Source organism: Nocardioides sp. dk884 (genome assembly GCF_009557055.1).
In the GTDB taxonomy this organism is placed as follows: domain Bacteria; phylum Actinomycetota; class Actinomycetes; order Propionibacteriales; family Nocardioidaceae; genus Nocardioides.
Genome location: NZ_CP045649.1, coordinates 2,392,571 through 2,414,920, shown reverse-complemented (window position 1 = coordinate 2,414,920; position 22,350 = coordinate 2,392,571). Strand labels below are relative to the sequence as shown.

General features: G+C 73.0%; 23 protein-coding genes and 2 riboswitches. Of the genes, 17 read left to right on the top strand and 6 right to left on the bottom strand.

The annotated features are described in order from the left end of the window. Window positions 1–34: 34 nt before the first annotated feature. The 3 genes from GFH29_RS11695 to GFH29_RS11685 all read left to right on the top strand — a co-directional run bounded on the left by GFH29_RS11695 (window position 35) and on the right by GFH29_RS11685 (window position 2,915). A complete protein-coding gene (locus tag GFH29_RS11695; RefSeq protein WP_153323820.1) occupies window positions 35–1,819 on the top strand; it encodes a thiamine pyrophosphate-requiring protein in 1,785 nt (594 codons plus the stop codon). Window positions 1,820–1,936: 117 nt separating this feature from the next. Next, window positions 1,937–2,434, top strand: coding sequence for a DUF1269 domain-containing protein (locus GFH29_RS11690; protein ID WP_153323818.1), 498 nt, complete (start codon window positions 1,937–1,939; stop codon window positions 2,432–2,434). Window positions 2,435–2,534: 100 nt separating this feature from the next. Beyond that, window positions 2,535–2,915 carry a hypothetical protein gene (locus GFH29_RS11685; RefSeq protein WP_153323817.1) on the top strand — a complete coding sequence of 127 codons (381 nt, stop codon included), beginning with the start codon at window positions 2,535–2,537 and terminating at the stop codon, window positions 2,913–2,915. Window positions 2,916–2,931: 16 nt separating this feature from the next. On the opposite strand, the gene GFH29_RS11680 is transcribed toward GFH29_RS11685, so the two are convergent. Further along, entirely contained in the window at window positions 2,932–3,141 is a 210-nt protein-coding gene (locus tag GFH29_RS11680) for an HNH endonuclease signature motif containing protein (protein WP_323368692.1), read from the bottom strand. A 24-nt stretch (window positions 3,142–3,165) separates the two neighbouring features. Beyond that, on the bottom strand, window positions 3,166–4,221 hold the full coding sequence (locus tag GFH29_RS11675; protein ID WP_153323815.1) for a hypothetical protein: 1,056 nt from the start codon (window positions 4,219–4,221) through the stop codon (window positions 3,166–3,168). A gap of 71 nt (window positions 4,222–4,292) precedes the next feature. Beyond that, window positions 4,293–4,422, bottom strand: a riboswitch (cobalamin riboswitch). A gap of 135 nt (window positions 4,423–4,557) precedes the next feature. After that, window positions 4,558–4,626: riboswitch (cobalamin riboswitch) on the top strand. Window positions 4,627–4,715: 89 nt separating this feature from the next. Between GFH29_RS11675 and GFH29_RS11670 the strand changes: the two genes are divergently transcribed. From GFH29_RS11670 to GFH29_RS11620, 11 genes are read left to right on the top strand one after another with little or no spacing between them, the layout of a single operon-like run. Then, window positions 4,716–6,104: a hypothetical protein gene (locus GFH29_RS11670; RefSeq protein ID WP_153323813.1), complete on the top strand. Its 1,389-nt coding sequence runs from the start codon at window positions 4,716–4,718 to the stop codon at window positions 6,102–6,104. Then, window positions 6,101–7,108 carry a hypothetical protein gene (locus GFH29_RS11665; RefSeq protein ID WP_153323811.1) on the top strand — a complete coding sequence of 336 codons (1,008 nt, stop codon included), beginning with the start codon at window positions 6,101–6,103 and terminating at the stop codon, window positions 7,106–7,108. Before GFH29_RS11670 ends, GFH29_RS11665 begins: the two co-directional genes overlap by 4 nt. Next, window positions 7,105–8,034 carry a hypothetical protein gene (locus tag GFH29_RS11660; protein WP_153323809.1) on the top strand — a complete coding sequence of 310 codons (930 nt, stop codon included), beginning with the start codon at window positions 7,105–7,107 and terminating at the stop codon, window positions 8,032–8,034. The genes GFH29_RS11665 and GFH29_RS11660 overlap by 4 nt, the downstream gene beginning before the upstream one ends. After that, window positions 8,031–9,425 carry a hypothetical protein gene (locus GFH29_RS11655; protein ID WP_153323807.1) on the top strand — a complete coding sequence of 465 codons (1,395 nt, stop codon included), beginning with the start codon at window positions 8,031–8,033 and terminating at the stop codon, window positions 9,423–9,425. The genes GFH29_RS11660 and GFH29_RS11655 overlap by 4 nt, the downstream gene beginning before the upstream one ends. Continuing rightward, on the top strand, window positions 9,422–10,351 hold the full coding sequence (locus tag GFH29_RS11650; RefSeq protein ID WP_153323805.1) for a hypothetical protein: 930 nt from the start codon (window positions 9,422–9,424) through the stop codon (window positions 10,349–10,351). Before GFH29_RS11655 ends, GFH29_RS11650 begins: the two co-directional genes overlap by 4 nt. After that, a complete protein-coding gene (locus tag GFH29_RS11645; protein WP_153323804.1) occupies window positions 10,348–11,367 on the top strand; it encodes an AAA family ATPase in 1,020 nt (339 codons plus the stop codon). The genes GFH29_RS11650 and GFH29_RS11645 overlap by 4 nt, the downstream gene beginning before the upstream one ends. A 3-nt stretch (window positions 11,368–11,370) precedes the next feature. Next, window positions 11,371–12,264 (top strand): DUF58 domain-containing protein, encoded by an 894-nt coding sequence (locus GFH29_RS11640; RefSeq protein ID WP_153323802.1) that lies wholly within the window; start codon window positions 11,371–11,373, stop codon window positions 12,262–12,264. After that, window positions 12,254–12,724: a hypothetical protein gene (locus GFH29_RS11635; protein ID WP_153323800.1), complete on the top strand. Its 471-nt coding sequence runs from the start codon at window positions 12,254–12,256 to the stop codon at window positions 12,722–12,724. The genes GFH29_RS11640 and GFH29_RS11635 overlap by 11 nt, the downstream gene beginning before the upstream one ends. Then, the gene (locus GFH29_RS11630) at window positions 12,715–13,674 is read left to right on the top strand and encodes a VWA domain-containing protein (protein WP_153323798.1); all 960 of its coding nucleotides are present in this window, start codon (window positions 12,715–12,717) and stop codon (window positions 13,672–13,674) included. Before GFH29_RS11635 ends, GFH29_RS11630 begins: the two co-directional genes overlap by 10 nt. Next, complete coding sequence (locus GFH29_RS11625; protein WP_153323796.1) at window positions 13,671–14,621, top strand: vWA domain-containing protein; 951 nt, start codon at window positions 13,671–13,673, stop codon at window positions 14,619–14,621. The genes GFH29_RS11630 and GFH29_RS11625 overlap by 4 nt, the downstream gene beginning before the upstream one ends. Further along, window positions 14,618–15,526 carry a hypothetical protein gene (locus GFH29_RS11620; protein ID WP_153323794.1) on the top strand — a complete coding sequence of 303 codons (909 nt, stop codon included), beginning with the start codon at window positions 14,618–14,620 and terminating at the stop codon, window positions 15,524–15,526. Before GFH29_RS11625 ends, GFH29_RS11620 begins: the two co-directional genes overlap by 4 nt. Window positions 15,527–15,618: 92 nt before the next feature. Here the strand turns inward: GFH29_RS11620 and GFH29_RS11615 are convergent, their stop codons facing one another. Continuing rightward, window positions 15,619–16,182, bottom strand: coding sequence for a hypothetical protein (locus tag GFH29_RS11615; RefSeq protein ID WP_153323792.1), 564 nt, complete (start codon window positions 16,180–16,182; stop codon window positions 15,619–15,621). Window positions 16,183–16,280: 98 nt separating this feature from the next. On the opposite strand from GFH29_RS11615, the gene GFH29_RS11610 reads away from it, so the two are divergent. Continuing rightward, window positions 16,281–16,601, top strand: coding sequence for a hypothetical protein (locus tag GFH29_RS11610; protein WP_153323790.1), 321 nt, complete (start codon window positions 16,281–16,283; stop codon window positions 16,599–16,601). Between the two features lie 59 nt (window positions 16,602–16,660). On the opposite strand, the gene GFH29_RS11605 is transcribed toward GFH29_RS11610, so the two are convergent. Further along, window positions 16,661–17,308 (bottom strand): hypothetical protein, encoded by a 648-nt coding sequence (locus tag GFH29_RS11605; protein WP_153323789.1) that lies wholly within the window; start codon window positions 17,306–17,308, stop codon window positions 16,661–16,663. 268 nt (window positions 17,309–17,576) lie between these two features. Between GFH29_RS11605 and GFH29_RS11600 the strand changes: the two genes are divergently transcribed. Continuing rightward, window positions 17,577–18,212 carry a hypothetical protein gene (locus tag GFH29_RS11600; RefSeq protein ID WP_153323787.1) on the top strand — a complete coding sequence of 212 codons (636 nt, stop codon included), beginning with the start codon at window positions 17,577–17,579 and terminating at the stop codon, window positions 18,210–18,212. A gap of 127 nt (window positions 18,213–18,339) precedes the next feature. Here GFH29_RS11600 and GFH29_RS11595 read toward each other — a convergent pair whose 3' ends face one another. Together GFH29_RS11595 and GFH29_RS11590 are read right to left on the bottom strand one after the other, a co-directional pair. Beyond that, a complete protein-coding gene (locus tag GFH29_RS11595) occupies window positions 18,340–19,416 on the bottom strand; it encodes a hypothetical protein (RefSeq protein WP_153323785.1) in 1,077 nt (358 codons plus the stop codon). 113 nt (window positions 19,417–19,529) lie between these two features. Further along, window positions 19,530–20,444, bottom strand: coding sequence for a hypothetical protein (locus GFH29_RS11590; protein ID WP_153323783.1), 915 nt, complete (start codon window positions 20,442–20,444; stop codon window positions 19,530–19,532). A 429-nt stretch (window positions 20,445–20,873) separates the two neighbouring features. Here GFH29_RS11590 and GFH29_RS11585 point away from each other — a divergent pair, with 429 nt between their 5' ends. Continuing rightward, window positions 20,874–22,199 carry a tyrosine-type recombinase/integrase gene (locus GFH29_RS11585; protein WP_153323781.1) on the top strand — a complete coding sequence of 442 codons (1,326 nt, stop codon included), beginning with the start codon at window positions 20,874–20,876 and terminating at the stop codon, window positions 22,197–22,199. Window positions 22,200–22,350: the final 151 nt, after the last annotated feature.

Sequence of the window (22,350 nt, the reverse complement as noted above, 5' to 3'; positions counted from 1 at the left end):
ACCGACGTAGCGACGTACCGACGAGGGAGAAGACATGGGTGAGGAGCGGCTGGTCGCCGATCTGGTGGTCGAGCGCCTGCTGGCATGGGGCGTGCACCGCGTCTTCGGCTACTCCGGCGACGGCATCAACGGGCTGATGGGGGCGCTGCGCCGCGCCGGGGGCGACCCCGCGTTCGTGCAGGCGCGGCACGAGGAGAACGCCGCGCTGATGGCGGTCGGGCACGTGAAGTACACCGGCGAGGTCGGGGTCGTGGTGAGCACCCAGGGCCCGGGCGCGGTGCACCTGCTCAACGGGCTGTACGACGCCAAGCTCGACCACCAGCCGCTCGTCGCGATCGTGGGTCAGCAACCGACGACTGCGCTGGGGGCGGAGTACCAGCAGGAGATCGACCTCACCGGGCTCTTCAAGGACGTCGCCGCGCAGTACGTCCAGGCGGTCCTGGCGCCCGAGCAGGCCGCGATGGTCATCGACCGGGCGTTCCGCACGGCGCTGGCGACCCGGTCGCCGTGCGTCGTGGTGCTGCCGCACGACGTGCAGGTGGCGCCCGCTCCGGCGGTGCCGCCGCACGAGCACGGCGTCGTGCCGACCGCCCCGCAGTGGCGCCCGCCGCGGGTGCTGCCCACCGACGACGACCTCGCCGAGGCCGCAACGGTGCTCAACGCGGGGGACCGGGTGGCGCTGCTGGTCGGCCAGGGGGCGCGCGACGCCGGCGACCTCGTCGCGGAGGTCGCCGAGCGGCTCGGCGCCGGGGTGAGCACCAGCCTGCTGGGCAAGCCGCACTGGGATGAGTCCCTGCCGTACAGCTGCGGGGTGATGGGCCACCTCGGCACCACCGCCTCGGGGTGGCTCTACGACCAGTGCGACACGCTGCTGATCGTCGGCAGCAACGACCCGTGGACCGAGTTCTATCCCGCCCCCGGACAGGCGCGCGCCGTGCAGATCGACATCGACGGACGCCACCTCGGCAACCGCTACCCGGTCGAGGTCGGGCTGGTGGGCGACACAGCGGAGACGTTGCGTGCGCTGCTCCCGCTGCTCGAGGAGCGTCGCGACACGACGTGGCGCACGCAGGTCGAGGCGCAGGTCGAGCGCTGGCACACGCTGGCCCAGGAGCGGTCCGAGCAGGCCGCGGACCCGCTCAGCCCCGAGCTCGTCGTGCGTGCCCTGTCCGCCCACCTGCCCGGTGACGCGCTGGTCAGCGTGGACGTCGGCTCGGTGGTCTACTGGTATGCCCGGCACCTCCGGCTCCCGCCCGGCGTACCTGCGCACCTGTCCTCGACGCTCGCCTCGATGGGCTCCGGGCTGCCCTACGGGCTGGCGGCCAAGCTGGCCGCGCCCGACCGGCCGCTCGTCGCGCTGGTCGGGGATGGCGCGATGCAGATGAACGGCATCGCCGAGCTCATCACCGTCGCGCACCGGTGGCGCGACTGGGCGGACCCGCGGTTCGTGGTCCTGGTCCTGCACAACGGCGACCTCGCCGAGGTCACCTGGGAGCAGCGGGAGACCGAGGGCGACCCGCGGTACGACGCCAGCCAGTCGCTGCCGGCGTTCCCCTATGCGCGGTACGCCGAGCTGCTCGGGCTCACCGGCATTCTGATCGACCGGCCCGAGGACGTGGACGCCGCCTGGGAGCGGGCGCTCGCGGCGGATCGCCCGGTGGTCCTCGAGGCGCTCGTCGACCGCGACGTACCGCTGCTGCCGCCGTTCCCCGGTGGTCGGGAGAAGCTCGACAGCTTCCGCCGCGGGCTGGACCAGGAGGAGGACAGCGGGCACGCGCGGGCGCTGCTCGAGGAGCAGGTCGCGCAGGAGGAGCGCTGAGCGACGCCTCGATTCACTCGGACGGGTGAGGACCCTCGGCTGGCCGGGCCGCACGGTGGAAGAGCACGTCTCGTCGGCCTGCCGGTCGTCGAGTCCGCTCAAGCAAGGAGCGCACCGATGGCCCAGCCCACCTTGACCGTGTGGAAGTTCGATGACCCCCGAGGCGCCGACGAGGCCGCCGCGACCCTGTCGGAGCTGGCGCGGGCGAACGTCGTGAACGTCCTGGACTCCGCCACCGTGTCGTGGGAGGAGGGGAAGAAGCGGCCCAAGACCCACCAGAGCAACGACATGACCGGCATCGGGGCACTCGGTGGGGCCTTCTGGGGGATGCTTTTCGGGCTGATCTTCTTCGTCCCGCTGCTCGGCGCCGCGGTCGGCGCGGCCACCGGGGCGCTCGCCGGCTCGCTGACCGACGTGGGGATCGACGACGACTTCATCGCCCAGGTGCGCGACCAGGTCACGCCCGGCACCTCCGCGCTCTTCGTCATGACCTCCGACGCCGTCGTGGACAAGGTGCACGGGGCCTTCGCCGGGCACAAGCCCGCCCAGCTGCTGTTCACCAACCTCTCGTCTGAGCAGGAGTCCGCGCTGCGCAAGGTGTTCACCGAGGAGTGACGGCGAGGCCGTCGGCTCCCCGTCGGGCAGGCCCGCCGGTCGGCTGACCAGCCGGCTGTGGTGTCCTCACCGCTGCGTCGAGGGCCCCTAGGGTGACGCCATGAGCGACGACGACCGTGAGCTGTTGCGGGGGATATGGCGTGCGCACGTGCCCGCGTCCGGGCAGTCCAGCGTGGAGCAGGGCGAGCTGCTGCGTTGCCTGGCCAAGCTCGAGGACGAGGCGACCCGCAACGGCAACATCAACTTCGACGAGCAGCACCTGCGACTGCGTGACCACCTGCGCTCTCTGCTGCTCGACCCGACCCTGTTCACCGCACAGGAGCTCCGGCTGCTCGCCGAGGACCTGGAGGCGGTCGGGCACGCCACGAGCCCGGTGCTCGACGAGCAGGTCTGGGACCGCCTGGAACACGCGGTCGCCAGGTGGTGTCGCGCCCACCCCGAGCCCCTCGCGCGCCCGCTCGACCCGGACCTCCGGCGCTAGCGGGGTGTGGGTCGGCCTACGTCCGCCGTACGAAGCGGAGGTCGCCGTTCGGCATCCGTTGGTGGAGGTAGCGGTCGTCGTGGATCAGATGGTGATGATGCGAGCAGAGCAGCATTCCGTTGTCGAGATCGGTCTTGCCGCCCGCTGACCACGGTTGTCGATGATGCGCTTCGCACCACGTGGCAGGGATCGTGCAACCGTCCGCGCGGCACTCCCGGTCCCGGATGCGGATGCGGCGACCAGGTGTGCGCTACCCCTTGACGCGCACCGACTTCGCCGACGCCCGGGTGACCGCGACGTACCCCGCCTTCCTGCCGGTCACGCGCACCGTGATCCTCGTGCCGCGGTCCGCCGGACGTAGCCGGTAGTTCCGGGAGGTGGCGGCGAGGGGCTTGCCGTTGCGCAGCCAGCGATAGGTGAACCGCACCGTGCCGGGGCCCCAGGCACCGGGCTTGGCCTGGAGCCGCTGGCCGACCTTGGCCCGTCCGGTGATCTTCGGCTTGGCGCTCGTGAGGCTTCCCGCGGCGACGTTCGCCGTCGGTGCTGAGACGAGCACGGTCGTGGTGTAGCCGGCGAGTGTGCCGGTGACGCGCACGCGCAGGCGCCTCCCGCGGTCGGCGGCGGTGACGACGTGGCTGGCGCGGGTGGCGCCCACGATGGGTTGGTTGCCGCGCAGCCACTGGTAGCCCAGCGAGGCGCCGGCGCTCCAGGACCCCGCGTCCGCGGTGAGCCGTACGCCGACCTGGGCGCGGCCGGTGACCAGCGGCGTGGAGCCAGCGACCGCCGGGTCCGGCTGCGGCTCGGGGTCGGGCTCGGGCTGGCCGAACTGCGGGGCGGGGCGGGGGACGCTGACCCAGTTGTCACCGACGAGCCGGGCGCCGAGGGCCTTGTTGAGGTTCGGGCCGTCGCTGACGATGTCGTGGTAGGCGGTGTCCCACGGCCCGCCGACGGTGGCGCCCGAGAAGAACCACCAGCCGTCGGGGTCGAACTCCTCCACCCCGTCGATGGCGGTGACGTACCCGCCGCGGTCCGCGTCGACGCCGAGGCCGACGGCCCGCAGGGCGGCCACGCGGGTGCCCTGGCCGTCCGCCTGGATCTCGCCGCCGACGAGGCAGCGCACGAGCCAGCCCTCGGTGGGGACCGTGGCGGCGGTCGAGGCGCCGAAGTCGACGACGACGCTCAGGCCCTCGTCCTCGACGCACCATCCGGTGCGCCAGTCGGCGGCGTGGGCGGGGGCCGCCCCAGTGGTCAGTGCGGTGATCAGGAGAGTGCCGGCACTCGCCAGCACCGCGCCTCGGGTCTTCATGGTTTCTCCGGTCCCGGCGCAGGGGGAGCCGACAGCGATGCCGGCGACCTGCTGCAGTCCTCGACAGCGTGGATTGGTCACGGTGACGCGGAAGGTGCTCCGACTTCAGGACCGGGTCTCACCGGGGCCTGTCACGGTTGCGGGTCAGCGCCGGATTCGCACCGGCTTCCCCTTCGACGTACCGGGACCGGACGCTAGCGCACGCCTGCCGCCGCCGCGGAAATCGCCGTCGCGTGGGCTGCGTCACCGCGGACCGGCGGGGTGGGGGTGCTGTCGGGGATCCTCGGACGGGTGTGCCACGATCCGGTCGTCACTGAGTTGAACGTGGCCCTGAGCGAGGAAGCCGGTGTGAATCCGGCGCTGTTGCGCAACCGTGAGCTGGCGAGACCAGCAAGTCGGGAACTCCTGGGCCATGACCGTCACCCGTCGTCGCACAAGCGCGGGCACGGAGGTCGATCGGGCCACCCTGCCTTGCCGTACCCAGGAAGGGCCCGATGCCTCGCCGTCCCGCCTGCCCGGCGTCCTCCGGGCGTACGCCGACGCGCCGCCGTCCGCTCGGCGCGCCGCTCGCGAGCCTGCTGCTCGCCGCGGTCGCCGTCACCTCGGTCACGGCCACCGTCGGGGTGGCCCAGGCCGAGGGGCCCACCCAGCACCGGCTGTGCGACGGGTTCGCCGAGCCGTGCCGGATCACCACCCAGAGCACCCTGGCGGCGTACGACCAGATCCTCGCCACCGACGTGGTCGGCAATCCTGGCGTCGACGTGGCGCTGCAGTTCTATGTGATCGAGTTCAACTCCGACGGCGCCATCACGGGCCTGGTCCCCAGCGGCGCGCGGCTGGGCGGGCGGACCCGGGAGTCGCGCCCCGGGTACGGCCGCCTCGACCACGTGAAGCTGGTGCCGCGCACCACCTCGGACGTGCCCGGTGGGTGGGGCTTCGTCGGTCTCGCCGACGACACCTCGATCGACCTGCGCTCCCGTCTGGGGCAGGTGGTGCAGTTCGGCGGACGCACCCCCAAGCTGCTCGGGGACGGGTACGCCGAGCACAAGCCGGCCGGCGTCGAGCTCGACCTGCACGTCGTCGGCCACGTCATGGGGGTCGGCTACTGGGTCGAGTACCTCGACGACGCGGGCGAGTGGGTGGCGGTCCCCGGGCACGGGTTCGACCGGGCCACCCGGCTGAGCAACACCTCCGGGGAGATCGCGCACCTGCACTACACGGTGCCCGGCACCCTGACCCCCGGCCGGCGCTACCAGTTCCGGGTCAACCACCACCTGAACTTCGGCGGCGGCCAGGACCGCCCGATCAGCGACCCGGCCTACGCGCAGTGGACGGTGGTCCCCTCCGAGCACGGCGAGGCGGAGGACCGCGGCGCCCAGTTCGACCCCGGCCTCGCGCCCGGCGTGCCCGACGCCCCCGGGGCACCCGGTGGCTCCGGTGGCCCCGAGGCACCGGCCACGCCGTCCACGCCGTCCACCGATCAGCCCGCAGGCCCCGCCGGGCCGGCGACGCCCGCGCCGAGCACCGCTCCGGTGCCCCCGGTCGCGCCGGGCACCCCGGCGCCCGCAGCACCCGCCGCCAGTCCGACTGGTCAGCCGACTGCGCCACAGTCAGCCCAGCCCGGCGCCCAAGGGTCCGCCCGGCCCGGCGCCCAGGCGTCCGCCCGTCCCAGCGCTCCGCCGGCTGCGGGTGCCTCCGGCCCGGCCGACGCGGTGTGGGGCGAGGAGGAGATCGGGGAGCCGAGCGCCGCCACCGGCGCGGCCAGCCAGGGCGTGTCCGGCGCCATGGCCCTGCTCGGTGCGCTGCTCCTGCTCGCCCCGCTCGGGTGGTGGTGGGCGCAGCGGCGGCGCACCACCCGGCTCGCCGAGGGAGAGACCCTGTGAGCCCGACCGGACGACACCTGCTGGCGACCACCGCCGCGGCACTCGCCCTCGCGACCCTGGGTGCGCCGCCGGCCCACGCCGCCGCGAGCTCCGAGACCCGTGCCCTCTGCGCCTCCTCGTCGGTGCCCTGCTCGGTCCAGGCACCGGTGTCGTGGATCGAGGGCGCCACCCACGAGGTGGCCGTGACCGGCAACCCACGGGTTCGGGTTCGGGTCCAGGCCCAGCGCGTCACCCTGGACGCCGCCACCGGCCGCGCCCGGCTGCGCCCGCTCGGCCCGACCGTGGAGATCCGCACCGACGACCACGGGTTCGGCGCCGCCGACCTCACGCTCCCGCTGCTCGCGGACGGCCGGGCCGGTGGGCCGGTCCTGCTCACCCTGGCCGACACCACCCAGAGCGACCTCGCCCAGGTGCTCGGCACCTGGACCCGGCTGGCCGCCCGCACCCCGATCGTCCGCGGCGACGGGTTCGCGCGGCGCAAGCCGGTCGGACAGGAGCTGACCCTGCTGCTGGAGGCGACGGTGCCCGGGACCACCTTCGACGTCGAGCACGCCGACGGCAGCGCCTGGCACTCGACCGGCACGACCACGACGCAGCCGTGCGGCACCGGGGTGCCGTGCCGCGTCGGGTACGAGGTGCCGCGCGGACTCACTCCCACCACGCACCGCTTCCGTCTGGTCAACCTGCGCACCGGCACGCCCGTGGCCCACTGGCGCGTCGTCCCCGCCGCGTCCGGGACGCCCGAGGCTCCCGCGCCCGTCGAGGCCTTCCCACCGGTCGGCTCCCGGGTGCGAGGCGCGCTCACCCACGGCGCAGGCGCCAGCGGCACCCCCGCGCCGCGCCCCCGGTCGCGCAACCTCGACGTCCCCGACGCGGCGGCCGACGTCGTCGGCGCGGGTGGCCCGGTCGGGCACCGGGTCGACACCGTCCGCGACGCGTCGGCGCTGCTCGGCGTCGCCGCCCTGGTCGCGACCCTCGGCGTACTGCGTCGGAGGCGGGGATGAGGTTCCCGACCACCGCGGTCGCCTGGCTGTGCTGGGCGGTCGCGACCTACCTCGCCGTGCAGTCGTACGCCGGCTGGTGGGTGCCGGCATCGCTGCTGGCCTGCGTGGCCGCCACCTGGTGGCTGGTCGGGGCGGAACGCCGGGGCACCGGTGCCCTCGTCGTCGGCGCCTGCCTGGTGCTGGTGGCGCTGTGGTTCGTCCTCGGCGTGCTCCTGGACCGCGGCGTCCCCGGAGGGGACGTGCTCTGGGTGCTGCCGAGCTGGACTCCCGAGACCGGGGGCTCCTTCGGGGGTGCGGTCACGACCGGCCGGCTCGTTGCGGCGCTGCGTGAGGCCCTGATCGGCGCCGCCCTGCTCGCCGTGCTGGGCCTGCTGCAGCGCGCCGTGCCCGCGGCGGAGTGGCAGCGGCTCCTGGACCTGGTGGCCGGTCGCGGCGCCGCGGTGCTCGCCCCGGTGGTCTTCCTGGGGGAGGCCTGCGCGGCCCGGCGTGCGGACCGGATCGCGCTGCGCGCCCACGGGCTCGACCTCCCGGCCGCCGGCGTCGCGGACCTGTGCGACCGGGCCCGCGACGCCGCCCGGGCGTGGACCAGCACCTCCGGCACCCGGGTGGAGCCGGCCTGGCACGCCGGAGTCCGGGTGGTCGGCGCGGCCCTGCTGGCCTGCGCAGTGCTCGCCGCGGCCGTCGTCCCCGGCGACCGGACCGGCGCCGAGCTCGGCGCCCTCGCCCTGATCGTCGCGCTCCTCGGCGGTGCCGTGCTGGCGCGCACCGGCCTGCCGCGCCTGTCCGGCCCGGCGCTCGCCCCCGCTGTGGCAGCGCTCGGGCTGCTCCTCGCCGTGTACGCCGTACCCGGCCGCGACCCCGTCGTGGTCGCTGCGGCGGTCCTCGTCCTGCCCGCCGTGGCGCTGCCGACCCGGAGGTCCGCATGAGCGTGCAGGTCGGCGGTCTCTCGGTGTGGCTGCCCGGGCGAGGTCTCGCGGTGTCCGAGGTGAGCCTCGAGGTCGAGGGCCTCACGCTCCTGACCGGGGTGAGCGGCTGCGGCACGACGACCGTCCTGCGCGCGATCGCCGGTCGCCTGCCGGCGGGCGCACTGGTCCGCGGCGACCTCCCCGGTCGCCGGGAGCCGGGCGCGCTCGTCGAGGCGCTGCCCGGCACCGAGCTGCCGGACCGCGCGGTGCACGAGCTGCTCGGCTCCCGTCCCGACCAGGAGCTGGTCGCCGAGCTCGGCCTCGAGGACCTGCTGGAGACGCCGGCGCGCTCGCTCGACGCCTCGCGCCGTGCGGCGCTCGGCGTCGCCTGGGTCACCGGCCACCCGCGGGCCGAGGTCGCGCTCGTGGACCAGCCGCTGAGCCGGCTGCACGCCACCCACCGCGCGGCCGTGTCAGCGGCGTTGCGGCGCCTCGCCGACCGGGGAACCCACGTGCTGTGGGCCGAGCACGTGCTCGAGGACGCCGTCGCCCTGGCCGACCGCGTCGTCGAGCTGGTCCCCGGCGGCGCGATCGCCAGCGCGGCGCAGAGCTGGATGCCGCGCACGCTGCCGGCCCCACCGCAGCTGGCGCTGGCACGGGCGCTGGGCCTGCCGCGGGAGGAGTGGGCAGACCTGGCCCGGCTGGGCACTCGGCGCGAGGTGGCCTCGGCCAGTCCGCGTACGGCGGCCCGCCGGAGCCCGGTCGGCGAGCTGCTCGTCGCGGCACCCACCGACCGGACCGGGCTCCCGCACGAGGTCCGGGTGCACCACCTCGAGACCCTGGGCGTGGTGGCCGCGGCGGGCCAGGAGCCGCGTGCCCTGGACGTGGCCCGGCGCCTTGCCGCCCTCGCCGGCCACGGCACCCGCCTGCCGCACCCGCTCGTGCTGCCTCGCGGCGTACCGGTGGGCCGGATAGCCCGCCTGTGGGCGAAACGGCACGCGACCACCGCCGAGGGGGTCCTCGCGCTCGCGGGCCGGCTGGTGTCCCTCGACCCCGCGCGCACGACCACGCAGCACTCCGACGGCGAGCGTGCCGCGTTGCGCTGGGCGCTGTCCACGCTGGCCAGCGGCCCGAACCTGCTCGTGCACCCCGACGCCGGGCTGGACGCCGGAGCGCGCCGCCGGCTGGCGGGCCTGCTCGCCGACGAGCCGCGCGGCACCTCCGTGCTGCTCAGCCGGGACCCCGAGCTGCTGGTCCGCGCCTGCCACCGGCTCCTGGTGCTCGGCCCTGGCGGGCAGGTCGCCGACGGGACCCCGGTCGTGGTCGCGGACCGGCTGCCCGTGGCGCCGGTGCTGCGGCGCGCCGGAGCCCGTGCGCTGCGGGTGCGCGACGTGCTGGGAGCCCCGCGATGAGCTCCGCCACGAGCCCCGCGACGCAGCCCCGGGCGAGCCGCCGGGCCAGGAGCAGGTGGCGCACCGTCGGAGCCGGCGCCGGGTGGCGCTCGACGTTGACGATCGCTGTCCTGGCGCTGCTCGGCCTGGCCTGGATCGGGTGGCCGGTGTGGGACTCCCTCACCCACCCCTCCCGCGAGCAGCTGCGCGCCGAGGCGCCGTGGGTGCTCGGGGCGTTGGTGTGCGGGCTGGCGCTGCTGGCCGCCACGATCTGGCGCGACGCGGGGGGACGTCACGACGTGCTGGCGCCGATCGCGGGCGTGGTGCTCGCGAACTGCGTGCTCCGCGCGGTGCTGAGCCCGTCGTCCTCCGGGGTGGAGCTGGTCCACGTGCTCCCGTTGCTGGCGGGGGTCGCGCTGGGCGCCCCGGCGGGGTTCCTCACCGGTGCCGCGTCGGCGCTCGCCTCGACCGTGCTGGTCGCCGTACCCGCCGAGACGCTGCCCAGCCAGGCGGTGGTGTGGGGGCTGGTCGGCCTGAGCGGGGGACTGCTGGTGCGGCTGCGCCCGACCGCGGCCTGGCTCGCCGCGCTCCCCGTCGCCCTGGCCGCGGGGGTCGGCAGCGGGGTGCTGCTCAACCTCATGGGGTGGGCGCAGGAGACCGGGTCGAGCACCAGTCACTTCCATCCCGGGCTGCCGCCGTCCCAGGTGCTCGAGCGGCTGTGGGCCTACACCCTCGACACCTCGATCGCCCTCGACCTGACCCGTGGCGTCACCACGGCGGTGGTGCTGCTCCTCGTGGGCCGCCCGCTGATCGTGGCGTTGCGTCCGATCCCGGGTGACCTGCGGGTCACCACCACCCAGCAGACCGACCAGGTGCGGCCCGCGGCGCTCGAGCGCCGCGGGGACCGTGCCCGCCTTGACCGACTGTGGAACGAAGGAACCAGATGACCCCCCTGACGACACCGACCCTGGGCTCGCTGCCGACGCTGACGAGGGGGGAGCTCGACGAGGCCGCCCGCGTGACCGGCGACATCGAGCGGGCGTTCACGGCGACCGTGGTCGGCCAGCGCGGGCTGCTGCGCAGCCTGCTGGTGACGATGATGGCGCGCGGCCACCTGCTGATGGAGTCGGTGCCCGGGCTCGCGAAGACGCTGTCGGCCCAGGTGCTCGCCTCCTCGGTGGACGCGCGGTTCTCCCGCATCCAGTGCACCCCGGACCTGCTGCCGGCCGACATCATCGGCACCCAGGTCTACGACCCCGCGACGACCACGTTCAGCACCCAGCTGGGCCCGGTGCACGCCAACTTCGTGCTCCTCGACGAGATCAACCGGTCCTCGGCGAAGACGCAGTCGGCGATGCTCGAGGCGATGCAGGAGCGCCAGACCACGATCGGCGGGCGCACCCATCGGCTGCCCCGCCCGTTCCTGGTGCTCGCCACCCAGAACCCCATCGACGAGGAGGGCACCTACGTCCTGCCGCAGGCGCAGATGGACCGCTTCCTGCTCAAGGAGGTCCTCGACTACCCCTCGCCGGAGGAGGAGTCGCTCGTGCTGAGCCGGATCGCGGACGGCACCTTGCAGGCCCCCGCGTCCGCCCCCGTGGCCACGCTGGCGGACGTGGAGTTCCTGCAAGGGGTCGCCGACCGGGTGCACGTCGCGGAGTCGGTGCGCCGCTACATCGTCGAGATCGTCAACGTGACGCGCCATCCCGACCAGTTCCTGCCCACCGACACCGCCCGCTACCTCGAGCACGGCGCCAGCCCCCGCGGCGCGATCGCGTTCCTGCAGGCGGCCCGCGCCCTGGCGGTCCTGGCCGGGCGCGGCCACGTGCTGCCCGAGGACGTCGTGGCGCTGCGCCACTCGGTGCTGCGCCACCGCATCCTGCTGACCTTCGAGGCCGCCGCGGCCCGGGTCCGCCCCGACGACGTCGTGGACGCGGTGTTCGCCGCCGTACCCACTCCCTGAGCCATGGCGCTGCTGACCAAGGTCAAGACGCGGGTCACCCTCCACGCGCGCCGCAAGGTCGCGGGGCTGCTGGACGGGCAGTACGCCGCGACGCAGTCGGGCCGCAGCCTCGACTTCGCGGACCTGCGTGCCTATGTGCCCGGCGACGATGTCGCGGACATCGACTGGTTGGCCACCGCGCGGCACGGGGACCTGCTCGTCCGGCGCTACGTCGCCGAGCGCAGACACACGGTGCTGCTGGTCGTGGACACCGGGCGCGAGCTGTCCGCGCTGGCCTCGTGGGAGGACGGTGACGGGGACCTCAAGCGCGACGTGGCCGTCACCGTCGCCGGCCTGGTCGGCTGGGTCGCGATCAGCCACGGCGACTACGTCGGGCTGGTCTGCTCGACCGAGGACGGGCCCGCTGTGCAGCGCCCCACGACGCGGGAGCTCCCGCTGGAGCGGATGCTGGAGCTCGTGGTGCGCAGCAGCGCCACCGACTCCCCGCCTCAACGCACCCTCGACCTGCTCGACTACGCCGCGGGCGTCGTACGCCGGCGCACGATCATGGTGCTCGTCCTCGGCGACGTGGCCTGCGACCACGAGCTCGAGGCCCGTCTCGCCCGGCTGCTGGCCCAGCACGAGCTGCTGGTCGTGACCCTCGCGGACGTCGACCCGACTCGGCCGGGACGCAGCGGCCGGCGGGTGCGGGACGTCGGCACCGGGCGCGGCTTCCCGGACTTCGCCGCACGCAGCGCCGCGCTGGCCGCCGAGGTGGCGGTGGCGGACCGGGCGCGCGCCGAGCAGCGGGCAGCGGTGCTGACGCGCCTCGGGGTGCCGCACGTGCATGTGGAGCGCGAGGACCGAGCCGTGACCGAGCTGCTGACCCTGATGGACAGGACCCGTCGTGCGCGCTGAACGCAGCCCGATCAACCCGCCGGCCGACTACTCCTCGTGGTGGTGGGCGCTCGCAGCGGTCTGCGTGGTGCTCATCGTCGTGCTGGTGTGGCGCACCCGGCGGGTGCTGCGCGAGACCGCGGCACCCGCCGGCGGGGACCCACTGGAGGCGGTGCGCGCCGAGGCGCTCGCCCGCATCGACGACTGGCGGGCTGCGGCCGAGGCCGGTGACGTGACCGCGCGCGCCGCGGTGAGCGGGCTCAGCGCCGAGGTGCGCCGCTTCGTCGGTGTCGCGGGCGAGGGCGACGCTGACTACGCCACGCTGCCCGACCTGCGCCGGCAGGCCGTCAAGGACCCGCGGCTGGCCCCGACCGTCGACTTCGTGGCCTGGACCGCGCCTGCGCTCTTCGACCCGACCGCTGACGTCGACCTCGCCGCGGCGTACCACCGCGCCCGCGAGGTGGTGACCTCGTGGCACTGATCCAGTGGTGGGTGGGCGCGCTGGTCTTGATGCTCGGCATGGCCGTGGGGCTCGCGGCGTGGTGGTGGCACCGGCTGCGCCGTCGCGGTGACGGCGTCGCGGTCGCGGGTCTGGAGCGGGTGCGGGCGCTGCCGGCCTTCCGCGCGCTGGTACGCCGCGAGGTGCGGGCACGGCGCCTCGAGGTGCTGAGCCTGGTGCTCGCGCTCGCCGGCGCCGCGCTGATGGCGGCCCGGCTGGTCGGGGTCTCCGATGAGTCCGAGCAGATGCGCACCCGCGACGTCGTCTTGTGCATGGATGTCTCCGGCTCGATGGCCCCGGTGGTCACGGACGTGCTGGACACCTACCTGTCGCTGGTGGCCGAGCTGAGCGAGGAGCGCATCGGGTTCGTGATGTTCGACGGCAACGCGGTCACCGGGTTCCCGCTCACCGACGACTACGACTTCGTGGTCCGCGGCCTGCGTGACGCGCGGGTCGCAGTCGAGGCGGGGCCGGTCCCGGGGACCGAGGCACCACGCTCGGGATCCTCGCTGGTGGGCGACGGGCTGGCGAGCTGCGTGCAGCACTTCGACCGCCCCGAGGACCAGCGGGCCCGCACGGTCGTGCTCGCCACCGACAACCTCGTCTCGGGCGACGCGATCTACACCCTGGCCCAGGCCACGGAGCTGGCGGTGCAGAGCGAGGCGATGGTGTTCGGCGTCGTACCGGACCACAACCGGGCCGAGGCCACCGCCGAGCTGCGCAGCCAGACCCGGCGCACGCATGGGGACGTGCTGGCCGTGGACGCCGGCGACGACGCCAACACGGTGGTGATCGCGCGCGCCGTGGAGCGCCAGGAGAAGAAGGCGATCCTGGCCGCAGCCCGCGACCACAGCTTCGACCGGGTGGAGCCGGGCGGCCTGATGCTCGTCGTCGGCCTGCTGGGTGCCTGGACGAGCAGGAGGCGGGGATGAGCGTGCAGCCGGTGTGGCCGGTGCTCGTGCTGGCGGCGGTGGCGCTGGTGCTGTCCTGCTGGTCGCTACGGGGCTGGCGCTCCTCCTCGGGCATGCAGCGCGGCGCGCTCGCCGCCCGGGTGGTCCTCGCGCTGCTGGCGGTGGGCATCGGTCTGCGACCGACCGGCCTGCACGAGGTCGAGGTGCCGGTGCCGAGCACGACCGACCTGGTCCTGCTCGTGGACCGGACGGCGTCGATGGGGGCGCTGGACGGCCCTGCGGGGCGCGCGCGGATCGAGGCGGCGGGGGAGGACCTCGCCGAGCTCGTGCAGCAGACAGCCGGGGCCAACACGACGGTGATCGTCTTCGACGACGTGGCGCGGGTGGCGGTGCCGTTCACGACCGATGCGACGGCGGTCTCGACGTACCTGCGGACCGTGGGCTGGCGCCCGTCGGCGAAGGCCACGGGATCGGACATCTCGGTCGCCGTCGAGCTGGCCGAGCAGGTGCTGAGGTCCGCCAGCGCGGAGCACCCGGAGCACCAGCGCTACCTGGTGTACGCCGGGGACGGCGAGCAGACCCAGGACGGCGCACCCGGATCCTTCGGGTCGCTGCGCGAGGGCCTGACCGGCTCGCTGGTGCTCGGCTACGGAACCGCCGAGGGCGGCGCGATGCCGGTGGCCCCCGGGGAGCAGCAGCTGGTCGAGATCGAGGGCGAGGAGCAGGTGTCGCGCATCGATGGCGCCGCGCTGTCGCGGATCGCCGAGGAGCTGGGCGGGCAGTACCTGCACCGCACCGGTCCGGCGTCGCTGCCGACCCTGACCCGCGGCACCACCAGCGCCCGGGTCGAGCTGCAGCCGGGCGAGGAGCACTACTGGGTGCTGGCTCTGGCGGCGGTGCCTTTCCTCCTCCATCTGTTGGCGGTGGCCGTGTGGGGATCTCGAGCAGCGAAGGCGGAACAGCGATGACGTGGACCGACCCGGTACGCAGCCGGCGACGGCGCCGGGCGATCGCGGGGGCGATCGTGGGTGTCGTGGTGCTGGGGGCGGTGGCGCTCCAGGTGATGGTGAAGCTCGGCGCGCAGCACCTGGGCGAGCGGGCCTGGCGCTCGGGGGATCACGTGGCGGCGGGTCGGTGGTTCGCCCTCACCGAGCGGGTCGATCTCCTGGAGCGGTGGGTCGCGCCGTACAACAGCGGCGTGGCGGCCTACGGGCGCCACGAGTGGCAGAGCGCGGCGGACTGGTTCGAGCTCGCCGGCAGCCTCGCCCCGGACCACGCGGTGTGTCGGGTGGTCCTCAACCACGCGCTCGCGCTCGAGTCGTTCGGCGACGAGCTCACGAGCGCCGGTGACAACGCCGGCGCGGACCAGCGCTACCGCGCGGCGCAGCACCTCCTGAGCGGCGCCACTGGCTGCTCGACCGAGTCGCCGGACGGCGGGGAGGGAGAGGGCGAGCACGAGGCGGACGACGCCCAGGACGCCGGGAGCCAGGGGCAGGCAGAGGACGAGGACGAGGGCGAGAACGAGGGCGAGGACGAGCCGCAGGATCAGGACGGTCCGGAGGACCAGCACGGTCAGCAGTCCGATGAGGACCACGGTGACTCCGGGGAGCCTGCGGAGTCGGGGGAGCCTGCAGAGCAGGGAGATTCGGGCTCACAGTCTGAGCAGGAGCAGCTCGACGCCGCGACGGGTCGCCTGCAGCAGAAGCTGGGAGACGGCCAGGGATCGTCGAAGCCCCCGGACGCGGAGCCCACCGAGTCGCAGGCCGACCGGCTCGCCGAGCGCACCATGGAAGGCGCCCGTCGGCAGCAGGAGGCTCAGGACGAGGCCGCGGTGCCGCAGGGCCGCGGCGGCGGCGCCGGGCGGACCTGGTGAGCTGGGCTCCGCGGGGCGAGGGCCCGCGCATGCGGAAGCCCCCTCGCCGAATGTGATCGACGAGGGGGCTTGCGGCGCTGGGTGAACCAGTGTCAGCTCGCCGGGCCGGGGCTGCGGTGGCTGCCGCCGGAGCCGCCGTCGGCGGGACCGTCGGTGTCGGCCTGGCCGTCCCGGTAGCCCTCGGTGTAGTCGTCGGCTCCGCCGGTCGGCGCCGGGGGAGCGGACTCGGTGGGGGCGGTGCCGGCGGTGGGCGCGGTGGTGCCGTTCTCGCGGTGCCGCGCGTCGGGGACCTCGGGGCGGTAGTCGCTGGAGCGGTGGTCGACCGCGGGGTCCATGCGGTCCGCCTCGCGGACCACGTCCTCCTGTCGGGCGGAGGTGGCGGCAGCTGCCTGGCGCGCCTCGGCGGCCTGCACCTCGGCGTGCTCGGCCTCGGCTCGGCGCAGCTCGGCCTCCGCCTCGGCCTTGCGGGCCTCCAGCTCGGACTGCTGGACCGCGGGCTGGTGCTGGGTGGCGTCGCTGCGCAGCTGCTCCGCCTGGGCGTGTGCCAGGGCGCGGTCGCGCTCCTTCTTGCGCTTCAGGAGCACGTAGGCGAGCGCCGCGAGCAGCGCGACGACCACCACTGCGATGACGATCCACACGACGTCGTCGTTGTTCATGCCATTGACCTCTCGTAGGGTCCCTGGCCAGTACCCGGGGTCGCCGCTGGGTACGCGGGACGGGTATCCGGTCCCGAACTACCCACGAGGAGCGCCCGATGACCGTCCGCAGCACCCTCGCCCGCGCCGCCGCAGGCGCGCTGCTCGTCAACGCGGTGCCGCACGGGGTCGCCGGGGCGCTCGGGCGACCGTTCCCCACGCCGTTCGCGGACCCGCCCGGCATCGGGCTGTCGGGGCGCGTGCCCAACCTGACCTGGAGCGCACTCAACGCGGCAGCTGGCGTCGTCCTGCTCCGCGGGCACGAGGGGTCGGCCCGAGAGCGTGCGGCGCTGCTGGTGTCGGGCATCGCCACGGCCGCGGGCCTGACGGCGTACTTCGGGCGCCTGGACCTGCGCCCACCTGGCGACCGGAAGGGCTGATCGGGTGCTTCGGCATACCGGAGGCGGGTGCGCCCCTGGTGAGGCGCGACGTGCGGCCCTCAGACCTGCAGCTCCTCGCAGGAGGTCCGTCCCATCCGGGCGGGGCTGCAGTAGACGACCACCCGGTCCCAGACGACGTGGTGCTCCTCGCCGTTCCACTCGTACGTGATCCGCACGGCGTCCGCGGCTGACCAGTCGGTCCTGCGGTCACCGACCACCCGGACCAGCAGGATGTAGTCCCGGTTCGCGGCACCGGCCGGGATCACCGCCTCGTCGCCGGAGAGCAGCGGCGCCCCGTAGTCCTTCGCCCCGAGCCGGCCGCCCGAGAGCGACGGCGTGGTGCGGTCGGGCCCGGCGAGGCGGAAGTTTCGGACGGTGACCTGGCCGGGGCTGTCGGGGGCGGCGACCAGGTCGACATCGGTGATCGTGATCGGGTGCTCGGTCGGGTTCTCCAGGGGGATGTTCGGGTCCACGTCGTCGACGAGACCGTGGTCGCCGTTGAGGCGCAGCACGAGGCGGGCGTCGTCCTCGGGCTCGAGCGGGCGGCCGGCGTCGTCGCGCAGCACCAGGAACAGGGCGACCGCGAGAGCGACGACGACGCCGAGCGCGAGCACGGTGATCCGCCTGCCTGTGGGGCGGGCGCCGGCGCGCCGGCCCGCCGCGGACTCGCGCGTGAGATCCTCCTGCAGACCGCCAGATCGATGCATGGATCCTCCGAGTAGAGCCGATCGGAGCCTCTCCTACCCAGGACGGCTCCGGCTGATACAGCGACAACCCCCCCGCCAAACTGGGCCTGCTGCACGGATCGGTGACCCGGACCGTTCGCTCATCTGCAAAGACGCCTACTTTGCGTGGGGACGGCGAGGATCTCCTGGCTTGCATGCAGGACCCCCACACGCAGCGTGCCGGCTACCCCTTCTGGGGCGGTCACCGCACGAAGTGGATCACGTACATCTGTTGAGAGGCTGTTCGGCTATGAGGTCACGCATCATTGCTGGCGCGTTGCTGTTCGTTGTCGCGGCCACGAGCGGGTGTACGGCGTCGGAGGATTCGTCGTCGGACGTGTACCTGTACGAGGCCGGGAGTCTCGTCGAGCTCGACTCAGCGTCTGCCGCGGTGACGTGGTCGGACACCTTGGTCGTCTTCACCGTGGAGTCTGAGCGTGCTCTTTCCGACGCCCCGGGGGAGGAGAAGGTGATGACCGGGCGTCGGGTGAGCGTGCGGATCGACGACGTGCTCTGGAAGCGGGCAGGGGCCGGTCAGCCGCCGATGTCTTTCGAGGCCCAGGCCCCGGGCTGGTATCACGACGACGATGATCAGATGATCCCGATGAGGGCGGAGGACGGTGTGCGGCTAGAGGTCGGCAAGACCTACCTCGCCGCCGTCATCTTCATCGACTCGTGGGGCTTCGACGGCAACTACCTGGAAGTCGTCGACGGCGTGGTGACCGCGGCACCGCAGCAGGAATCCCTGTTGACCACGCAGCTCGACGGGAAGACCGTGGAAGAGGCAGCGAAGGTGATTGCTGCTGCCCGAGCTGAGCCGGGCGCGGGCCCGTTGGGCGGTACGACGGCTGATCAACTCGAATCGGTCGGCGTCAGCGTCGGCTGACAGCTCCCCACACAGGGAGCACCCTGCATTCGGGCACTGGCTTTGCGCATGGGCTCCGGGGCCGACTGGGAGTTCGGCATCCGATCGTGCAGCCGCCCCCGCGGGCAGAACATCAAGTACAGCTGGCCTAGTGGGCCAGCGCGAAGGTCGCGTCGAAGTTCAGGGCCTGCAAGCGTGCTCGGTCGATGAGGACCATGAGGCGCACTCTGTCGGGGTCGGGCACGGGACCAGGCTCAGGGTCCGTGGGGCCGTCGTACAGCACGACGATGTCCCTGACCGTGCAGCCCAGTGCTGACTCGGCCTCGGCCTTCCAGACGCGCAGGTCGGGGACGGGGAACCCTCCCATGCGGGCCATGGGCACGTACCCCAGGTGCTGCTCGTCGTCCCGGCTGGTGTTCCTGAACAGGTTCAGGTCGTACGGCCTCCGGTCGGCGTGGACGCGCAAGAGGGAGGGCAGCCGATCATCGCCGACCCTTTCCGCGCTCAGTTCGTCCACCGGCGGCAGGGTGAGTGCCCCGACGGGGTTGATGAGTACGGGGTCCGCGTCGTTGACGTCGCTGCGCCTGGGTGGCTTCAGCGGTTCGTCGCCACCCGCGCCGCTGGGGAACGCGACCACTCGGTGGTCCAACGGCCCGACGGTCACGTCGAGGTCGGCGAAGATCTGGATGATGAGGTCTGCGGGCAGCCCGACCGCCCCGAAGCCCGCGAGACTGGAGGCAGCTGCGCCAAGGTCCATCTGCACGAGGAAGTCGAGGGCGCCGCCGTCCCTGCCCACCGGCCATGCGTCGTGACCCTGCGACTTCTGCGGGCGGCCGAAGAACCAGCCGGCAGCGTGCTCCCATGGCTTCTTCAGCTTGCGCAGGCTCTTGGGCTGCACGGTCACCTCGTCGATCGCGAGGAACAGGGCCGGCTGGGTGGGTATGGTCGCCTCGGCGTAGCGAAGCTCCCTCGGCGGGTCCTCGTCGAGGCTGAGGTCGGGCTGGAGCTGGAGCCTCAGCCAGTCGGCGACCACCTCGGACCGTGGGTTCTCGAGGTAGTCGAGGACAGCCGCCAAAGCGATCGGGTCCCGGCGCAGGTGCTCATCGAGCTCGTGGAGGAATGGGTCGACCTGGTCGGTGAGCTCTTCACTCCACACAGGCAGGCCAAGCGCCGCCAGTCGTTCGAGGTTGTCGATCAGACGGATGACCGCAGTCTCTTCGTTCATCAGGTCCCGTCACCACCACGTCGACGCCACACAGGTCGAGCAACCGTAGTCCGTTTCGGTAGTCGTACCCTTCAACGCCCCGTGCGGACTCGACGCCGTGAACGGCGTCGCGGCTATTGCCCGACAGCCAGCACGTCCGCGTCCTTGCGAACCTTCGACCAGTGTTGCTCGAGGTTCTCCACCTCGGCGCGGTGGCGTTCATGGAAGGACGTCGAGAGCTCCGCCAGCAGCGTCACCGCATCGTCGTACTGCGGTTCAACACAGGCCCTCAACGCCTCGACAACAGATAGCTCCCACGCACGGAACTCCTGAAGGCCACGAAGATCGCCATCGTCGAGGCCCAAGCTGGTGGCGCGCTCGTTAGCCAACAGGTCAAGGTCCTCCAAGCGACGTCCGTTCAACGCCGGGGACTTCTGGTCCTCCACGCAACGGGTGAACTCCCGAACGTCGCCCAGGTCAGCGAGGCCCTCGGCCAGGTGCTCTCCCCACGTCGCCTCGAGCTCGACGAGACCCGCCGGTGTCGTGACGGCTGCGACTTCGCTGTCGCTGGCGCTGTCTCTCACGCCGGGCGCCAGGCACTCATCCTCAGCGCGGACCTCTTCCGCCGGTCGCTCAGGGGGATTGTTCAGTTGCTCCTCCACCCTCGTCGCCCGAGCCGCCAGCTCGATCTCGGCGGAGAACAGCTTCTCCTCGGGGCCGATGAGCCACGGCGAGTTGAGAAGGTTCGGCGTAGTGACCGGGAAGATCGAGTCTTTCCAGTCGAAACGATCGAAGCCGCGATCCGCGAGGCAGTCGTCGAGAGCTTTGTTCAACATGGCGCTCGTGACGACCTCGGCAGCTTGCCGATCCTCGAGCGTTCCGCTCCAGGCCGCCAAGTCCGAGCGCACGTCCGCAACCACCTCCGCCGACGAGGGTGCTTCGACGCCCGCCTGCGCCCCACACCCCGCAGCAAAGAGGAGGCTGACACAAGCAGCCCCTACTGTCCGCCACCTGCCGGTCTTCATGCGCTCGTTCAGCTGCAGTCCCACGGCCAACTCCCAGGTCCGAAGCAACGCTCAGGCGTCTTGTTGGACTCCTGGCCAGGAGGGGCGACACGCTGGCTATCCAACGGTGCGTCCACCGCAGCGTAGCGCGGCTGCAAGCATCTGGTGCCGGAGTTGGCTGACCACGGTCGCGAGGACCTGACGCCACCGGGGGGATACTCCGCCGCATGCGAAAGGCCCCGGCTGCGTCTTCGCAGCCGGGGCCTTTCGTGCTGGTGGGCGATACTGGGTTTGAACCACTACGCCAAGGTGGTGGACAACCAGCACTCGCGATGTTGAAATGGGGCTCTGACCTGCGGTTATAGGGCGGACAGAGGCGGACGCGAAGGGACAGAAATCGACTCTGATCCGACACGTATCCGACACGATCCGACACGATCCGACACGTATCCGACACGAAATGGGGAGCTCGGGGTGGCCAGACGGCGCGGTTTCGGGCAACTCACGAAGCTGCCGAGCGGTCGTGTTCGCGCGCGCTATACCGGCCCCGACGCAGCCCTGCACAACGCGCCGACGACCTTCGATACCCGCGAGGACGCGGAAGCCTGGCTGACCGACGAGCGCCGGCTGATCAGCAGCGGCACCTGGGCCACACCGGCAGCGCGCCGCGCCGCCACCATCGCCGCCGAGGCCACGAAGCTGCCCGCGTTCAGCGAGTACGCGGCGCGATGGATCGCCGAAAGGAAGGTCAAGGGAAGGCCGCTGGCGAGCCGCACCCAGGACCACTACCACGATCTTCTGCGCGACTACCTCGACCCAACGTTCGGGCAACTGCCCCTCGACGAGATCGCTCCCGGCATGGTTAACGTCTGGTACGACGAGCTGCGGCCCAAGCGCCGTCGCAAGAGTGACACCGGGGAGACGACTCGGGCGCACGCCTATGCGCTCGGTCGAGCGATCATGAACACCGCCACCGGCGCCCACGGCCCCTTGGTCGGGAAGGTGAACCCCTTCGCCGTCCGGGGCGGTGGATCCCTGCCGAGTAAGAAGCGCGTCGAGCTGGTCAACAGCAACGAGCTCGAGATCATCCTGGCGACTATTCGGCCCCAGTGGCGGCTCCTCATCCTCCTCGGACTGTGGACCGGGCTGCGGTACTCCGAGATCGCCGAGCTACGCCGCAGCGACATCAACCTGCGCGCAAGCACGCTCCGCGTGCGCCGTTCGGTCTCCAGGTCGAGGGTCAACGGGGTCCACATCAAGGGACCGAAATCCGAGGCTGGCAACCGCGACATGCACATCCCTTCCGCGGTCATGCCGACACTTCGCAAACACCTCCAGACCTACGTCACCGGCCGTGACGGCCTGTTGTTTCCCGGCCACACCGAGATCGACGCCACCGGCAGTCTCGTGGAAGTCCGGCACCTCGCGCCGTCGACCTTCTACGGCAAGCTGACCTGCGCGACCTGCAGACGCCCCCCGGCCCGCTGCGCCCACGAACAGAAGAACGCTCGCGATAGCGGCACCAACCGGAAGGGCGCCGCGACGCACACTTTCGCGCCGCGAGAGACCGGCTGGTACGCCGCGCGCACCGCGGCCGGTCATCCGACACTGCACTTCCACGACCTCCGCGCCACCGGCGCCACGCTCATGGCGCAGCAGGGTGCTACCGAAGCCGAGATCCAGGCCTTCCTCGGCGACTCCACCCCTCAGGCTGCTCAGCGATACGTTCGGGCCGCGCAGAGCCGCATGAAAGCGCACGCCGAGCGGATGAGCGAGCTCGCGACCTCTGGAAACTGGTGATTCTCCTCGGCACCCAACTCAACCGCGGTGGCTTGGCCCATCTGATCTCAAACGCGCCACTCCAAGAGCGCACTCACATGCCGATGCCCGTGCGTTGTGCTTCACTCGAACGCAGGGCCACCTCGGGGGTCGGACCGACGCGAAGCCCGAG

Bases quoted from the DNA above. Each gene is read 5' to 3' on its own strand.
- GFH29_RS11695 (WP_153323820.1), top strand. From the start codon at position 35: ATGGGTGAGGAGCGGCTGGTCGCCGATCTGGTGGTCGAGCGCCTGCTG.
- GFH29_RS11690 (WP_153323818.1), top strand. From the start codon at position 1,937: ATGGCCCAGCCCACCTTGACCGTGTGGAAGTTCGATGACCCCCGAGGC.
- GFH29_RS11685 (WP_153323817.1), top strand. From the start codon at position 2,535: ATGAGCGACGACGACCGTGAGCTGTTGCGGGGGATATGGCGTGCGCAC.
- GFH29_RS11675 (WP_153323815.1), bottom strand. From the start codon at position 4,221: ATGAAGACCCGAGGCGCGGTGCTGGCGAGTGCCGGCACTCTCCTGATC.
- GFH29_RS11670 (WP_153323813.1), top strand. From the start codon at position 4,716: ATGCCTCGCCGTCCCGCCTGCCCGGCGTCCTCCGGGCGTACGCCGACG.
- GFH29_RS11660 (WP_153323809.1), top strand. From the start codon at position 7,105: ATGAGGTTCCCGACCACCGCGGTCGCCTGGCTGTGCTGGGCGGTCGCG.
- GFH29_RS11655 (WP_153323807.1), top strand. From the start codon at position 8,031: ATGAGCGTGCAGGTCGGCGGTCTCTCGGTGTGGCTGCCCGGGCGAGGT.
- GFH29_RS11650 (WP_153323805.1), top strand. From the start codon at position 9,422: ATGAGCTCCGCCACGAGCCCCGCGACGCAGCCCCGGGCGAGCCGCCGG.
- GFH29_RS11645 (WP_153323804.1), top strand. From the start codon at position 10,348: ATGACCCCCCTGACGACACCGACCCTGGGCTCGCTGCCGACGCTGACG.
- GFH29_RS11640 (WP_153323802.1), top strand. From the start codon at position 11,371: ATGGCGCTGCTGACCAAGGTCAAGACGCGGGTCACCCTCCACGCGCGC.
- GFH29_RS11625 (WP_153323796.1), top strand. From the start codon at position 13,671: ATGAGCGTGCAGCCGGTGTGGCCGGTGCTCGTGCTGGCGGCGGTGGCG.
- GFH29_RS11620 (WP_153323794.1), top strand. From the start codon at position 14,618: ATGACGTGGACCGACCCGGTACGCAGCCGGCGACGGCGCCGGGCGATC.
- GFH29_RS11615 (WP_153323792.1), bottom strand. From the start codon at position 16,182: ATGAACAACGACGACGTCGTGTGGATCGTCATCGCAGTGGTGGTCGTC.
- GFH29_RS11610 (WP_153323790.1), top strand. From the start codon at position 16,281: ATGACCGTCCGCAGCACCCTCGCCCGCGCCGCCGCAGGCGCGCTGCTC.
- GFH29_RS11605 (WP_153323789.1), bottom strand. From the start codon at position 17,308: ATGCATCGATCTGGCGGTCTGCAGGAGGATCTCACGCGCGAGTCCGCG.
- GFH29_RS11600 (WP_153323787.1), top strand. From the start codon at position 17,577: ATGAGGTCACGCATCATTGCTGGCGCGTTGCTGTTCGTTGTCGCGGCC.
- GFH29_RS11595 (WP_153323785.1), bottom strand. From the start codon at position 19,416: ATGAACGAAGAGACTGCGGTCATCCGTCTGATCGACAACCTCGAACGA.